General features: G+C 69.2%; 17 protein-coding genes. 7 read left to right on the forward strand and 10 right to left on the reverse strand.

The genetic code is table 11. The features are described 5' to 3' along the window. Positions 1 to 84: 84 nt before the first annotated feature. Both GRX01_RS09315 and GRX01_RS09320 read right to left on the reverse strand, forming a co-directional pair. Positions 85 to 441: a winged helix-turn-helix transcriptional regulator gene (locus tag GRX01_RS09315; protein WP_159666128.1), complete on the reverse strand. Its 357-nt coding sequence runs from the start codon at positions 439 to 441 to the stop codon at positions 85 to 87. A gap of 114 nt (positions 442 to 555) precedes the next feature. Next, entirely contained in the window at positions 556 to 846 is a 291-nt protein-coding gene (locus tag GRX01_RS09320; RefSeq protein ID WP_159666131.1) for a hypothetical protein, read from the reverse strand. A 99-nt stretch (positions 847 to 945) separates the two neighbouring features. Between GRX01_RS09320 and GRX01_RS09325 the strand changes: the two genes are divergently transcribed. Continuing rightward, the gene (locus GRX01_RS09325; RefSeq protein ID WP_201289555.1) at positions 946 to 1,464 is read left to right on the forward strand and encodes a hypothetical protein; all 519 of its coding nucleotides are present in this window, start codon (positions 946 to 948) and stop codon (positions 1,462 to 1,464) included. A 77-nt stretch (positions 1,465 to 1,541) separates the two neighbouring features. After that, positions 1,542 to 2,240 carry a helix-turn-helix domain-containing protein gene (locus tag GRX01_RS09330; protein ID WP_159666133.1) on the forward strand — a complete coding sequence of 233 codons (699 nt, stop codon included), beginning with the start codon at positions 1,542 to 1,544 and terminating at the stop codon, positions 2,238 to 2,240. 38 nt (positions 2,241 to 2,278) lie between these two features. Here GRX01_RS09330 and GRX01_RS09335 read toward each other — a convergent pair whose 3' ends face one another. Both GRX01_RS09335 and GRX01_RS09340 read right to left on the reverse strand, forming a co-directional pair. Then, the gene (locus GRX01_RS09335; RefSeq protein WP_159666135.1) at positions 2,279 to 2,560 is read right to left on the reverse strand and encodes a HalOD1 output domain-containing protein; all 282 of its coding nucleotides are present in this window, start codon (positions 2,558 to 2,560) and stop codon (positions 2,279 to 2,281) included. Positions 2,561 to 2,763: 203 nt separating this feature from the next. After that, the gene (locus tag GRX01_RS09340; protein ID WP_159666137.1) at positions 2,764 to 3,234 is read right to left on the reverse strand and encodes a YbaK/EbsC family protein; all 471 of its coding nucleotides are present in this window, start codon (positions 3,232 to 3,234) and stop codon (positions 2,764 to 2,766) included. Positions 3,235 to 3,533: 299 nt separating this feature from the next. Here GRX01_RS09340 and metG point away from each other — a divergent pair, with 299 nt between their 5' ends. From metG to GRX01_RS09360, 4 genes are all read left to right on the forward strand, one after another. Next, positions 3,534 to 5,651, forward strand: a complete 2,118-nt coding sequence (metG, locus tag GRX01_RS09345; RefSeq protein ID WP_159666147.1) for a methionine--tRNA ligase — start codon at positions 3,534 to 3,536, stop codon at positions 5,649 to 5,651. Positions 5,652 to 5,965: 314 nt separating this feature from the next. Continuing rightward, entirely contained in the window at positions 5,966 to 6,172 is a 207-nt protein-coding gene (locus tag GRX01_RS09350) for a cold-shock protein (RefSeq protein WP_159664317.1), read from the forward strand. Positions 6,173 to 6,442: 270 nt separating this feature from the next. Continuing rightward, positions 6,443 to 6,769 (forward strand): DUF7344 domain-containing protein, encoded by a 327-nt coding sequence (locus GRX01_RS09355; protein ID WP_159666149.1) that lies wholly within the window; start codon positions 6,443 to 6,445, stop codon positions 6,767 to 6,769. A gap of 154 nt (positions 6,770 to 6,923) precedes the next feature. After that, positions 6,924 to 7,103, forward strand: a complete 180-nt coding sequence (locus GRX01_RS09360; RefSeq protein ID WP_159666151.1) for a hypothetical protein — start codon at positions 6,924 to 6,926, stop codon at positions 7,101 to 7,103. A gap of 137 nt (positions 7,104 to 7,240) precedes the next feature. Here the strand turns inward: GRX01_RS09360 and GRX01_RS09365 are convergent, their stop codons facing one another. Together GRX01_RS09365 and GRX01_RS09370 are read right to left on the reverse strand one after the other, a co-directional pair. Then, the gene (locus GRX01_RS09365; RefSeq protein ID WP_321168001.1) at positions 7,241 to 8,122 is read right to left on the reverse strand and encodes a VOC family protein; all 882 of its coding nucleotides are present in this window, start codon (positions 8,120 to 8,122) and stop codon (positions 7,241 to 7,243) included. Between the two features lie 107 nt (positions 8,123 to 8,229). Then, positions 8,230 to 9,405 (reverse strand): MFS transporter, encoded by a 1,176-nt coding sequence (locus GRX01_RS09370; protein ID WP_321168002.1) that lies wholly within the window; start codon positions 9,403 to 9,405, stop codon positions 8,230 to 8,232. Positions 9,406 to 9,538: 133 nt separating this feature from the next. Between GRX01_RS09370 and GRX01_RS09375 the strand changes: the two genes are divergently transcribed. Beyond that, positions 9,539 to 9,709, forward strand: a complete 171-nt coding sequence (locus GRX01_RS09375; protein WP_321168003.1) for an HVO_0758 family zinc finger protein — start codon at positions 9,539 to 9,541, stop codon at positions 9,707 to 9,709. Between the two features lie 95 nt (positions 9,710 to 9,804). Here the strand turns inward: GRX01_RS09375 and GRX01_RS09380 are convergent, their stop codons facing one another. From GRX01_RS09380 to GRX01_RS09395, 4 genes are all read right to left on the reverse strand, one after another. Continuing rightward, positions 9,805 to 10,905: an aldo/keto reductase gene (locus GRX01_RS09380; protein ID WP_159666156.1), complete on the reverse strand. Its 1,101-nt coding sequence runs from the start codon at positions 10,903 to 10,905 to the stop codon at positions 9,805 to 9,807. Positions 10,906 to 10,983: 78 nt separating this feature from the next. Further along, the gene (locus tag GRX01_RS09385) at positions 10,984 to 12,150 is read right to left on the reverse strand and encodes a DHH family phosphoesterase (RefSeq protein WP_233740965.1); all 1,167 of its coding nucleotides are present in this window, start codon (positions 12,148 to 12,150) and stop codon (positions 10,984 to 10,986) included. Positions 12,151 to 12,191: 41 nt separating this feature from the next. Further along, positions 12,192 to 13,082, reverse strand: coding sequence for an SDR family oxidoreductase (locus GRX01_RS09390; RefSeq protein ID WP_159666162.1), 891 nt, complete (start codon positions 13,080 to 13,082; stop codon positions 12,192 to 12,194). Positions 13,083 to 13,106: 24 nt separating this feature from the next. Beyond that, on the reverse strand, positions 13,107 to 13,541 hold the full coding sequence (locus GRX01_RS09395) for a DUF5791 family protein (protein WP_159666167.1): 435 nt from the start codon (positions 13,539 to 13,541) through the stop codon (positions 13,107 to 13,109). Positions 13,542 to 13,572: the final 31 nt, after the last annotated feature.

Here is a 13,572-nt window from a genome sequence, read left to right on the forward strand (position 1 = left end):
TGGCGACGGATCGGGGAGGCGAACGCGGAACCGAGATCGAAGCCGAGACCGGAACCGGTGTCGGAGCCGCGACCGCGTCAGCGACTACTCTGTACAGGTGTCGAGCCACTCGCCGGCCCACGACTCCACCTCATCGAAGACGACCGACAGCGACTCCCCCTTCTCGGTCAGCGAGTAGTACGTCGCGACGGGGGCGTCCGGCTCCATGCGCTTCGCGACGAACCCCGTCTCCCGGAGGTCGTCGAGCACCCGCGAGAGCGTCCGCGCGCTCGCGTCCGTCGATCGCTTCAGTTCGTTGAACCGCTTCTCGCCGTCCAGCAGGTCGTGCAGCACCACGAGTCGCCACTTCGACCCGACCTGTTCGAGCGCGTCGACGACCGGACACGGCCCGGCGTCGAGCGACTCCACGGACTCCGCCGCCTGCGACTCTTCGACTGCCATGTCACTCAATACTCGTCCGGGGGTTTAGCAGTTCGGATCCGAACCGGGTAACGGACGACAATCTCGTGTCAAGACGATAGCGGTCGTGGCGAGTGGAGCGTGTTCGCCGCAGGTTCACCCCTCGGCGTCGACGGCGGCGCGCTTCGCCTCCCAACTCTTCAGCGCGTCGCGCACCGCCGCGAGGTCCTCAGGGTCGCCGGCTTCGCGACTGTCGACCACCGTCCAACCGGCGTCGGGGTCGTACCCGAGGCCGTGGATCGTCTCGCCCGCCTGCACCGCGAGCGCGCGGATGTCGTCGTCATCGACACCGAGGGGTGCGGCCTCGGTGACGCTGTCGGCGTCGCGAAGCGCCTGTAACTCTGACGAACGGAGCGGACGGGACGGAAGCGAATCGAGGACTGTCATGCCGAGGGGATGGATCGGAACCGGGTTCAACGATCCGACTCACGGCCGACAGTCGGGGTTCACAAGGCTTTCACGTCGTAGCTCCCGAGTGGCCGGACCGTGCGACGAGCCATCGCGGTCGTGACGCTCGCGGTTCTGGTATCGTTGGCCGGCTGCTCGGCGGCGCCCGGCGGTGGGTCCGCCGGCGACGGTGGCGCGACCGAGGCGGACGGCGTCGTCGCCGCGGACGCCTCGACCGGCGCATCTGACGTCGAACACACGGTCAGGTTCTCCGCCGACGAGTCCGACGCCGGGAGCGAGTGGGAGTCGCTGACCGTCGAGTATCCCCGTGAGCACTTCACCGTCGACAGCGTCAGTCACGGGGACGTGACGTTCGGCGTCGATACGAACGGCGACGGCGACGTCGATCGGGAGTTCAACGAGAGCGCGATCAGCGGCGTAAACAACAACGACTACTCGTTCACCCTCTCGCTCGACACGGACTACACGCTCGACGCGGACGACACGGTCGTCGTCCGTTACCCCGCGGTCGACAACCCCGACCAGCCGGGCGAGTACGAGATCTCGGTGACGCTCAACGGCGCACGAACGACCACGGAGACGTTCACCGTCGGCTAAGCGCGGACGTCGGAGCGCTCGGGCTCGGTTCGACCCCCGAAAGATTCATTGAGCCGGGTCGGCACTGGTGAACGGACATGTCACAGGCGACCGGAAACCGCAACGACGGCGGCGACGTGCTCGAGGTCGAGTTCAGACTCGCACGATCGGCGTATCCGTTCGTTCGGGCGTCCGCGGTCGCCGACTGCACGCTCGAGCTCGCCGAGCTGGTGCCGCGAGCCGACGGCCGCTACGCCGAGTTCTTCAACGTGACGGGCGCGGATCCCGAACGGATCGCCCCACTCGCGGCCGACCACGATGGCACGGATGTCACACTGGTCGAGACGTATCGCGACGGCGGCCTGTTCGAGTTCTCGGTGTCCGGCGACTGTCCGGCTCGGCGGCTCGCGGAACTCGGCGCGCTGCCACGGACGGTTCGGGGAACGGACGGTCGGGGCACCATCGTCGCCGAGATCCCGGCGGCGGCCGACACCGCCGGGATCGTCGAGGCGTTCCTCGAGGAGACGCCCGAGGCGACGATGGTGTCGAAGCGAGGGAAGCAGTCGATGCGCCCGATGCTCTCGGAGGCGACGCTGCACCGAACGCTGGAGGCTGGACTCACCGATCGACAGCGGGAGGTCCTCCGAACCGCCTTCGAGGCAGGCTACTACGACTGGCCTCGCCGGTGCACCGGCGAGGAGGTCGCGTCGGAGCTCGGCATCTCGTCGGCGACGTTCTCGGAGCACGTCCACGCCGCCGAACGGACGCTCATCGCGACGCTGTTCGATGAACGCTGAGGCCCGAAGCCGCGGGGACCGCCGGCCGCTTCGATGAGCTAGGTATCCTCTCCGGCCGAGTCGACGGTCGTTCCCCCGTTCGCGTGGACCGTAACGTCGCACCCGTGATACCGGAACGTGACGTGGCTGTCCATCGCCGGCGTGTCGAGTCCGAGGTCTCTCGGGAACAGGCGATCCAACGCGTCGGGGTCGACCACGTCGTGGAGCGGTGGAAGACGGAGCGGATCGGTGTCGGTCGCCTCCGCAACGGAGTCGATCACGAGGAGCGACGGTCGCCCTCCCTCGCTAGCGTCGTCCCGGCGGGTCGATTGATCTGACATTCGATGGACTCCCGTCTTGCCCGGCGATCGCCGACAGCATAGTTCGATTCCCTACAGTTCGAGGGTCACCCCCGTCGCCCCCAGATCCATCGGTCGCCGCGTGACGCGTCACGCTCCGTCGATCCGACGCCCAGGCCGACGCGGCGCGGGACGACGATCCTTCCGCCGACCTGGGGATTCTGTATCGCGACATGAGATTTATTCTATTCGAACGCGTCGGTCGTTGTCGGATCCGCGATCGCTTGTAACTCCGCGGGAGCGAGCGCGAAAACCGCGTCCGGCGTCCCTGCGGCCGCCCAGATCCGGTCGTGGTCGAGCAACGACTCGTCGAGATACGTCGGAACCGGGGAGTCGTGGCCAAACGGCGGAACGCCGCCGATACTCCACCCAGTCGCCTCCTTCACCTCGTCGGGGTTCGCGGTCCGAACGGAGTCGGCGCCGAGTTCGGTCGCGAGCGCGTCGGTGTCGACGCGGTTGTCGCCGGCGGTGAGCACGACGACCGCCTCCCCGTCGGCGACGAGGACGATGCTCTTGACGATCTGTGCGACCGAACAGCCGACGGCGTCGGCGGCGTCGGCCGCGGTCCTCGTTCCCTCGGGGAACTCCTCGATCTCGGGGTCGAACCCGTACTCGTCGCCGACGCGCCGTGCGAACCGTGCCGCGCTGTCGTGCATATCGTCGTGGACCGCGTGGACACGCAAGTAGCCACGGGAGGCGACACTGGTGCATCCGATCGGCAGACCGAAGTACGACCGTGACAGACTTCGAACCGTGAATTCCCCGGTTCCCTCGATGCGCATGCGCGAGTTCTTCGGCGTCGGGTGGATCGTCCGCGGCCGTCGCGGTCCGTAGCTGGACGGCGCCGGCGGCGACGTGAACCCGGGCGCACAGTCGGGGAACCGACGACGCCCACGGGCGGGGACCGTTCGCCCGTTTCGGCGGGCTTTAGGCCCGCATCCACGACACGACAGTCATGAGCAGCAAGGACACTCACACGCGCGAGCCGTTCCCCGCGGACGGACCGGCGGTGGTGACGTGCGGGTTGCCGTACGCCAACGGCGACCTCCACATCGGCCACCTCCGGACGTACGTCGGCGGCGACGTGTACGCGCGAGCGCTGGAATCGCTCGGACAGGAGACCGCGTTCGTCTGCGGATCCGACATGCACGGTACCCCCGTGGCGGTGAACGCCGAGAAGGAGGGAACCTCCCCCGAGGAGTTCGCGCTCGCGTGGCACGAACAGTACGAGGAAACGTTCCCGCGGTTCGACGTCGACTTCGACAACTACGGCCACACCCACGACGCGACGAACACGGAACTCACCCAGGAGTTCGTCCGCACGTTGGAGGAGAACGGCCACGTCTACGAGAAGGAGATCAAGGTCGCGTACGACCCCGAGGCCGAGCAGTCGCTCCCGGACCGATACGTCGAGGGTACCTGCCCGTACTGCGGGGAGCTCGCCCGCGGCGACGAGTGCGACGAGGGCTGCGGGCGCCACCTCGAACCCGGCGAGATCGAGGACCCGCGCTCGTCGGTCACCGGCAACCCCGCCGAGTACCGCGACCAGACGCACAAGTTCTTCCGGGTGTCGGAGTTCGAGGAGTACCTCTCCGGGTTCCTCGACCGGCTCGAAGGGACCGCCAACGCCCGAAATCAGCCCCGTGGGTGGCTGGAGGACGGCCTCCGCGACTGGTGTATCACCCGCGACATGGACTGGGGGATCGACTACCCCGATGTCGACGGGGAGGATCCCACCGATCTCGTGCTGTACGTCTGGGTCGACGCGCCCATCGAGTACGTCTCCTCGACGAAGCAGTACAGCGAGCGCGTCGGCGCCGACGAGTACGACTGGCAACGGGCGTGGCAGGAGGACGGCGAGATCGTCCACGTCATCGGGCGCGACATCATCCAGCACCACACCGTCTTCTGGCCCGCGATGCTGCACGGCGTCGACTACAGCGAGCCACGCGCGGTGATGGCCAGCGGCTTCATGACGCTCGACGGGGACGGCTTCTCCACCTCCCGTAACCGCGCGGTGTGGGCCCGCGAGTACCTCGACGAGGGGTTCCACCCCGACCTGCTTCGCTACTACCTCGCCACCAACGGCGGGTTCCAGCAGGACGTCGACTTCTCGTGGGAGAAGTTCCGCGACCGCGTCAATAACGAGCTCGTCGGCACGGTCGGGAACTTCCTGTACCGGTCGCTGCTGTTCGCCCATCGCAACTTCGAGGGAACGCCGGAGGCGGAGGTCAGCGACGAGGTCGAGGCTCGCATCGAGGAGGCGATCGCGGACTTCGAGGCCGGCGTCAACGACTACTCCGTCCGCGCGATCGGCGACGCGACCGTCGAGCTGGCCCGCTTCGGCAACGAGTACATCCAGCGCGAGGAACCGTGGAACCTCGTCGGCGACGACGACGAGGCGGCAGCGCGGGTGATCCGCGACTGCGTCCAGATCGCGAAGGCCGTCGCCGTCCTCTTCGAGCCGGTCGCGCCCGGCACGAGCGAGGAGCTGTGGAGCCAGATCGGCGAGGACGGCTCCGTCCACGACGTGACCACGGACGCCGCGCTGGCGGCGCCGCCGCGCGACTTCGGCGCGCCCGAGGAACTGTACGAGAAGATCGAGGACGAGCGGGTCGAGGAACTCAACGAGAAGCTCGAGTCCCGCGTCGCCGAGGCGGCCGCCGAGGAGGACGCGGGCGAAACCGAAACCGTAACCGACGAGGGCGAGGCGGACGCCGAGTCGGTCATGAGCGACATCGAGCCCGTCGCCGACGACCGCATCAGCTTCGAGGAGTTCCAGGATCTCGACCTCAGGATCGGCGAGATCCTCGCGGCCGAGCCCATCGAGGACTCCGACAAGCTCGTGAAGCTCACCGTCGACATCGGCGTCGAGGAGCGCCAGATCGTCGCGGGGATCAAGCAGCTTCACGACGTCGACGACCTCCCGGGGACGAAGGTCGTCATCGTGGCGAACCTCGAGAAGGCCGAACTGTTCGGCCACGAGTCCAACGGCATGCTGCTTGCGGCCGGCGACGACGCCGACCTGCTGACGACTCACGGCGACTCGTCGATCGGAACGAAGATCCGGTAGTCGAGTCGTCGCCACGGCGTCCCTTGCGGCCTTCACTGCGCTCGTGAGCCGCTGCACTCCTTCCTCGGGCCGATCGCAGATATCGATTGGCACTCCCGACCCACGGCTACGTAAGAGGGTAAACCGCATCTTGCGATACGAAACGGCGATCCTGGCGACGACTCCGTCCGTCCGGATCGCTCCGTGAACCGGCGCTGCGTACGGATCGTATCCGACGGAACTCTGTACCGAAGTCCCGCGAACGTAGTGTGAAGTGTCGTGGTAACTCGACTCTCGGAACGGTTATGCCCCTATCGACCGTTCATCTGATCGTAATGGCTAACGGTACGGTTGAATTCTTCAACGACACGGGCGGCTACGGTTTCATTTCGACTGACGACGGTGACCTCGACGACGACGAGGACGTGTTCTTCCACATGGAGGACGTCGGCGGCGAGGATCTCACGGAGGGCACGGAGGTCGAGTTCGACATCGAGTCCTCCCCCAAGGGTCCCCGGGCAGCGAACGTCGTCCGGCAGTAACACCGAGACACACCCGTCCGAGCGACGGACGACACGCTCGATTTTGCGGACACCCATACCACGGTCGAGCGACAGCGATCGGGATCCACGTCGATCACAAGGCCCCGACTGAATCGGGATCGATCGTGAGCCCAGTGCGTCGCTGTTTGCTCTTTCGGGAGCCACCGCTACGGTGTGGAGAACTCGTTGAACGTTCACTCGCATGCTCAAAAAAAAAATGTCTGAGTGAATGCTGGCGGATTACTTACGCTTGTACAGTGGTCGGACAGTATGGAAGGTGCTCAGGCCAGTCGGACGCTCGATGACTGTCTCGATGCGCTCGGGCACAGTCAGCGCCGGAAGCTGCTGCGGGCTGTGCTTCACAACCCGGAGGACGACGGCTCGGTGAGGATCGATTCGGACGAGTCGAACCGGAAGGAGCTCGAGCGGCTCGTCGAGATGAACCACGTTCACCTCCCGAAACTGGAGGACGCCGGGTTCATCACGTGGGACCGGAACGCCGACGAGGTCTCGAAGGGTCCGAACTTCGAGGAGATCCGCCCGCTGTTGGAGATACTCGTCTCCCATGCGGACGAACTCCCGGACGGGTGGCTGTGATCCGGACAGTGACGGAGACACAGAGTGGAGTCACTGTGCTCACCGACCGTTCTCGGCGCGGTACTCGTTCGACCCTCGGTCGAACGTCGTGACGGTTCTCCCGGACGATCCGGCGAACGCTTTTGCCCCGTGGTCCCCTCGATTTGGGGAACTCATGGGACTGTTCAACGAACTCGGGCGACGGGTCGAGGAGTTCAAGCAGACCGCGCAGGACGCGGCCGACGAGAGGGAGGCACACCACTGTCCCGCCTGTGACGAGGGGTTCGACGGCGACCACGACCGGTGCCCGGAGTGCGGGGAGCGGATGGTCGAGTCGACGGGAATGGAGGAGTAGCCGCCTCCCCCGCCCGCTCGGTCGTCGACGAACCGGTCCAAGCCGACCCCGGTCCGGGGGGAAGTATTCGCGTGATCGCGTTCGACGCCGCGAACGATCGGCCCGAACAGGAACCGCGACCCTCAGCGGCGAGCGAGTCAGTCGGTCGCGAAGCGAACGCGGACGTCGTCCGGAGAGAGCGCGACGACCCCGTCGCCGTCCTCGCGGACGTCGACCCCGGCGGCGACGAGCGACTCGCTGACCGCGTCGAGGGCGTCGCCGTCGGGGACGAGTACCTCGAACTCGGCCAGCCCTCGGCCGGACGCAGGTGCGGTGCGTCCGTTCCACGTGTTGAGGCCGACGTGATGATGGTAGCCGCCGGCGGCGACGAACAGGGCGTCGCCGCCCAGGCGCTGGCGCACCTCGAACCCCGCGGCGTCGACGTGGAACGCCTCGGCCTCGTCGAGCTCGGTCACTTCGAGGTGGACGTGGCCGACGGCCGTGCCGGCGGGCGCGGGGTCGCCGGCGGCGTCCGCGTCGCCCGCGCGGTCCGCGAGAAGCGCGTCAACGTCGAGCGCCAGCGTGTCCATCCGTACGTCGCCGTCCTCCTCCGGCCACTCCGACCGTGGGCGATCGCGGTACAGTTCGACGCCGTTCCCCTCGGGGTCGCGCAGATACAGCGCCTCGCTGACGCGGTGATCCGAGGCACCCGTGAGCCGTGTGCCGGCGTCCCGGGCCCGGGCGAGCGCGTCGCCGAGCGCTCCCCGCGACGGGAACAGGAAGGCCGTGTGAAACAGCCCCGCCGCGTCCGACGGCCGGGGGCCCGCGTCCGCGTCCTCCTCGAGTGCGAGCAGGTCGGCGGGAGGATCGTCGCCGGTATCGCCGGCGTCGGCGACGCCGAGAACCGCGCGACCGTCGCCCCGATCGCGAACGCGGAGGCCGACGACGTCGCGGTAGAACGGGAGCACGTGTTCGAGATCGGAGACGGCGAGCGTGACGCGACCGAGCCGCGTCTCCGCGGGGAGCGAACGGGTTGGCACGGAGGATCTACTCGGCAGGCGACTATAGTCGTGGCGTCGGGGGCGGTTCGATCCGGCGTCGCGACCGGTGCGGCGGTTCACTCCGCCGAGGGTCGCTCCGCCATCGGTCACTCCGGAAGCCACGACGCCCGCTGAGCGAACACCAGCCCGACCAGCAGCACCACGAGGCCGACCGCGGCGGCGCCGAAGACGGCGTCGTACGCGAAGCCGGCGCCGCGAAGCGATCCGACGACCGAGGAGCCCGTCGCCTGAACGATCATCATCGACGCGGAGTAGACGGCGTACGCCGACCCGCGGGTCGCGTCCGGCAGCGTGTCGAGGAGGTAGGTGTCCATCGCCGGGAACAGCGAGTGGATGACGTAGCCGATGACCGCCGAGACGACGAGCAGCGGAACGAGGCCGGAGACGGACACCAGCGCGAACAGGCAGACGATGAACGCCGCGAGGACGCTCAACAGGTACGGAACGTGCGGGAACCGGTCGGCGAGCCGCCCCGAGATCAGGAACGCGGGGACGCCGGCGCCGAAGACGACGGTGAGTGCGTTGCGCGCGACGTTCGGCGCGAGCCCCTTGTCGAGCATGTACAGCTCGTAGAAGTTGAACACGCCCTGCCAGACGAAGCCCGCGATACCGAGGATGAGCACGCCCGTGAGGACGGTCCGCCACTCCGACCGGGCCGCGCCGAGCAGGTCGCGGTCGCCGGCGCCGGCGTCGGGGAGGTCGGCGGCGCGGGCGGCGACGAACACCGCGGCGGTGACGGTCGCGGCCGCGACGGCCAGTACCGCGAAGACGGCGCGCCACCCGGCGAACGCCTCGATACCGAGGCCGAGCGCGACCGTCGCGAACGGCGCGGCGGTGACGGCGGCCAGCTGGCTTGCGGTGCCGTGGATCCCCATCACGCGGCCGACCGTCTCCGGGAACAGCTCCGAGACCAGCGGGTTGCCCGCGATGAAGTAGACGCCGGAGGCCAGCCCCATGCCGACGGCGGCGATCATCAGCACGTCGACGCCGGGGGCGAACGCCGCGAACGTCGACGCCAGCGTGAGGACGACGCCGGCGCCGAGGACGACGTGGTGGCGGGGGACCCGGGTGAGCAGCCATCCGGTCGGGAGCCGAGGGGCGGCGCTGCCGATCCACACGAGCGTGACGAGCAGGCCCGCGGTCGCCTCGCCGATCCCGAAGGTGTCGATGAACTCCGACAGCAGCGGCGCGAACACGACCCGCGCCATATTGACGAGAAACACTGTTCCGCACAGCGTTCCGAACAGTCGTCCCCGTGACACGGTCGAACGGTTCGAGCGTCGGGGCTCAAGCCTTCCGACTCGCCGCCGTCGTGGGCACGACTCGCACGCGTCGCCGCACGACGGCGTCGTCCGCAACGCCGTGTTTTTGAGGCTCCCGGGCGAACGGCCGGACGTGAAATCCACACGGAAGGGGCTCCGCGAGGGTGAACTGGAGAAGGACAACTACGAACGGCTGGTCTGTGCCGACTGCGGCCAGTCGCTCGCGAGCGAGAACCCGCCGGACGAGGTGTACACCGTCCGGAGCTGTTCGGAGTGCGGCCGGGAATGGAAGGAACTCCGCTGACCACGGCGACCCCTGACCGCGACGACGACAGACTGGCCCCTCCCCGTTCGGTTCTCCACTTCTCGACTCCGACGAGCGGTTCGCTCCCGGTTCCGCTACTCGAACACCGCGTCGAACGCCGACGCGCCCAACGGGTCGAACGTCCCCGCGGCGACGGCCTCGCGGACGTGTTCGACCCGGCTGCAGCCGACGAGCGCCGCGGTCACCGCCGGCGCCGACCGCGCGAAGTTCAGCGCCCGCTGCGCCGGCGAGTCCCCCGCCAGCCGGGCCTCGACTGACTCGGGGATCGAGCCCTTCCCCGTCAGGTCGCCCTGCCCGAGGCTGGCGGCCGCGAACGCCGACAACCCCTCGCGGTGACAGAACTCGAGCGCGCTCACCGGACCGTCCTCGCCGTCGGGATCGTGGCGTTCGCGGGTGAACGCGTCCGCCATCCGGACGTTGAACGGGAGCTGTACCGCCCGGAAGCCGTGCTCGTCGAGGCCGGCCCGGTCGGCGGCGGCCTCGGCACGGTCGAGCACCTCCGCCAGGTCGAGGGCGGCGTCGTGGTCGGCCGGAACCCGGAACGCCTCCCACGTGGCGAGGCCGTACCCGCCGACGTCGCCGGCCGCGCGCCGTCGCTCCAGCGCCTCGAACGCGGCCCCGAGTTGGTCGTACACGGCCTCGCGGTCGCGAACCGTCAGTTGCGTCTCCGGGTTGTGAACGTAGTAGCAGTCGATCGAGTCGACGGCGAGCGCGTCCAGCGAGCGGTCGAGCATCGCGTTCAGGAACTCCGGCGCGATGCAGTGGCTCCCCTGGGCGAGGTCCCCAGGGTCGACGAGACCGGTGTCGACGAAGCGCTCGCGGACGTACTCGCCAGGGTCGTCGGGTCGCTCCCCGTCGAACGGGAGGAAGCCCGCCTTGCTCGCGACGACGACGCGGTCGCGGTCGACGCTCGACTCGCCGAGCGCCTCACCGACGACGCGCTCGGAGCGCCCGCAGCGGTAGTTGCTCGCGGTGTCGACGAGGTTGATCCCGGCTTCCAGCCCCGCGATCAGCGCCTCGCGGTAGCGGTCGTCGACGGCGTCGGTCGGATCGCCCAGGTACGTGCCGAGGCCGACGCTGGAGACGACGCCGGGGCCGAACCGGCGGAAGTAGGTGCGACCGAAGCGGTCGCCGAAGCGGTCGCGGTACGCCCACGTTCCGCTGGAGGTTGCCATGTCCGGCCGTGCGTGCCGAGCGAGAAAAGGGCTACCGCTGTCGACGTCTCGTGGTTACCCGTCCCAGCGGCCCCCCGTTCACCGCTCGCCGTCCATCGCGTCGAACAGCCGGTCGATCAGCTCGTCCCGGCCGAGGACGGAGACGGCCTCGCTCCCGTCGGCGGTGATCTGCGGACCGATCTGACCGCCGCCCATCCGGGCGTGCCCGCCCGCGGAGGCGTCGTTCACGTCGTCGACGGCCGCCTCCAACGCCCGCCCCATGTGGACGCGGTCGTCGCGCGAGCGCCCCGAGAGGTGGACCGTTCCCTCCCGCTCGCCGAGGACGACCACCGCGGTGACGCCCTCGAGGCCGACGAGTTCGTCCGCCGCCTGCGGGATGGCGTCTACGTTGGAGACGCGTCCGACGTCGCTGACCGCGAACGAGCCGCGGACCTCGCGGCCGGCGATGGCGCGGGCCTTCACGTCCAGCGCCTCGGTGCTGACGGCCGGGTCCGCGATCCGCTCGAGGTTGTCCTCGTCGACGCCGGGTTGGAGGTACGCGGCGGCGGCGAAGTCGGCGGCGGACGCCCCTCTGGTCAGCCGGTTCGTGTCGGAGATGATTCCGTACAGCAGGCCGGTCGCCGTCCGCGTCGAGAGGGTCGCCCCGGTCACCTCCGTCTCGTGGGCGTCCGGCGGGATCGGCGTCGCGCCGGTGTCCCGGAAGTACTCCGCGAGGATGCTCGCGGTCGCGCCGTAGTCGGTGCGAACGTCGGTGTACGCCTCGCCGCCACCCTCCCCGGGGTGGTGGTCGACGACCGCGAACGGCAGCACGCCGTCCGCGCCCGCGAACCCGCGGGCGGCGTTGTGGTCGACGAGGACGACCGCCTCGGCGGCCAGATCCGAGACGTGGTCGATCCGGTCCAGTTCGACGTCGAGGACGGTCCGGAACGCACGGTTCTCCTGTCGGCGTACCTGTCCGGTGTACTGGACGACTGTGTCGGTGTCGACGCTCTCGGCGAGTTCGGCGACGGCGATGCCGGCCGCCATCGCGTCGGCGTCCGGGTTCGGGTGGAGGAGCACGCTGATCGACTCCCGTCCGGCCAGCAGCGAACGGAACCGCTCGCCCGGCGCTCGACGGAGCCGTCGGTACAGCGCCAACGCGGCGACGAGCGCGAGGGCGCCGCCGGCGACCGCGACCACCAGCCGCGGGTTGGCCGCCAGCATGTCCCACCCCGTCTCGATGGTGCGCACGCCCGCCTGTGCCATGGCGGCGCTATTCGGTCCCGTCATATGAAGGTACCAGTCGCTTACTCGCCTCGGTACCCGTCGATAGCCGCTCGATACCCGCTCCGATACGTGGGGTGCGTGAACTCGTACCCGAGCGTCCGGAGTCGATCGTTCGAACAGCGCTTGCTCGTGCGGACCCGTCGCTCGGCCGCCGTCGAGAGGTCGCCCGCCGCGATCCGCTCCTCCTTCGTTCGCTTCTCCGGCCGCTCGACGCCACACTCGTCCGCGAGCCAGTCGGCGAACGCCCACTTGTCGGCGGGTTCGTCGTCGACGACGAGGACGGCCTCGTCACGCGCGAGGTCCTCATCGAGCAGGAACCGCACCGCGCCCGCGGCGTCGTCGCGGTGGACCATGTTGAGGTACCCCGCGGTCACCGGCCCCTCCAGATACCGCGCCAGCCGATAGCGGTCCGGACCGTACAGTCCGGCGAACCGAGCGACGCTGCCGTCGATTCCGACCGCCGCCGCCTCCTCACGGGCGACGCGCTCGGCCTCGACGAGCACGCGGGTCTTGTCGGTGGTCGGGTCCAGCGGCGTCTCCTCGTCGACCCAGTCGCCGTCGTGGTCGCCGTACACCCCGGTGCTGGAGGTGTACACGAGTCGATCCGGCGGGGATCCGCGGGCGCCGTACTCGCGGATCACGTTCCGCAACCCCTCGACGTACACCGCGCGGGCGGCGTCGGCGCCGCGTCCGCCGGAGCTGGCGGCGAAGACGACGGCGTCCGTGTCGGGCAGCGTCGCGAGCGAGTCGGGGTCGGTCGCGTCGGCGGCGACGGCCCTTGCGCCGACAGCCTCGACGGCGTCCAGTCCGGACTGTGACCGGCGAACGCCGACGACCGTGTGGCCGTCCCCGAGCAGTTGTCCCGCGAGTTCGAGACCGACGTAGCCACAGCCGATGACAGTGACGTGCATGGGTGAGGTAGGTCTCGCTGGAGGTCAGGGGGTCCGCTCGATCATGAGCGCCTGAATGTCGGCCAACTCGCCGAGTGTGAGCCGGGTTCGGCCCTCCAGCGCCTGTTGGACCTCCTGACCGGTGAGGTCGGCGTCGATCTCGGCGGCGATCGTGTCCACGTCGAGGATGGCGGTCACCATCTCCATCATCAGGTGGTCGCGCACCTCGTATGCGATGTCCTCCGCGGGAACGCCCTCGTGGCGTTCGAGGACGGCCGCGGCGTCCGCGAGGCGGACCGTCGAGAGCCCGTCGGCGTCGCCGGCGGCCATCGCGACGACGACCGACTCGTCGACGCCGACCTCGTCCGCTACCGTGGCCGGGTCCGCGCCGTCGAGCGCCGCAGCCAACTCCGCCGCGTACGCCTCGATCAGGTCCCTCGATGTCGCCCCGTCCGGATCCGCGAGGGCGTCGTAGAGCATACCCTCCCTCCCGGTCCCGACGGCAAAACCG

Origin of the sequence: Halobaculum saliterrae, assembly GCF_009831625.1 — an archaeon.
GTDB lineage: Archaea > Halobacteriota > Halobacteria > Halobacteriales > Haloferacaceae > Halobaculum > Halobaculum saliterrae.

Bases quoted from the DNA above. Each gene is read 5' to 3' on its own strand.
- GRX01_RS09315 (WP_159666128.1), bottom strand. From the start codon at position 441: ATGGCAGTCGAAGAGTCGCAGGCGGCGGAGTCCGTGGAGTCGCTCGAC.
- GRX01_RS09320 (WP_159666131.1), bottom strand. From the start codon at position 846: ATGACAGTCCTCGATTCGCTTCCGTCCCGTCCGCTCCGTTCGTCAGAG.
- GRX01_RS09330 (WP_159666133.1), top strand. From the start codon at position 1,542: ATGTCACAGGCGACCGGAAACCGCAACGACGGCGGCGACGTGCTCGAG.
- GRX01_RS09335 (WP_159666135.1), bottom strand. From the start codon at position 2,560: ATGTCAGATCAATCGACCCGCCGGGACGACGCTAGCGAGGGAGGGCGA.
- GRX01_RS09340 (WP_159666137.1), bottom strand. From the start codon at position 3,234: ATGCACGACAGCGCGGCACGGTTCGCACGGCGCGTCGGCGACGAGTAC.
- metG (WP_159666147.1), top strand. From the start codon at position 3,534: ATGAGCAGCAAGGACACTCACACGCGCGAGCCGTTCCCCGCGGACGGA.
- GRX01_RS09350 (WP_159664317.1), top strand. From the start codon at position 5,966: ATGGCTAACGGTACGGTTGAATTCTTCAACGACACGGGCGGCTACGGT.
- GRX01_RS09355 (WP_159666149.1), top strand. From the start codon at position 6,443: ATGGAAGGTGCTCAGGCCAGTCGGACGCTCGATGACTGTCTCGATGCG.
- GRX01_RS09360 (WP_159666151.1), top strand. From the start codon at position 6,924: ATGGGACTGTTCAACGAACTCGGGCGACGGGTCGAGGAGTTCAAGCAG.
- GRX01_RS09380 (WP_159666156.1), bottom strand. From the start codon at position 10,905: ATGGCAACCTCCAGCGGAACGTGGGCGTACCGCGACCGCTTCGGCGAC.
- GRX01_RS09385 (WP_233740965.1), bottom strand. From the start codon at position 12,150: ATGGCACAGGCGGGCGTGCGCACCATCGAGACGGGGTGGGACATGCTG.
- GRX01_RS09390 (WP_159666162.1), bottom strand. From the start codon at position 13,082: ATGCACGTCACTGTCATCGGCTGTGGCTACGTCGGTCTCGAACTCGCG.
- GRX01_RS09395 (WP_159666167.1), bottom strand. From the start codon at position 13,541: ATGCTCTACGACGCCCTCGCGGATCCGGACGGGGCGACATCGAGGGAC.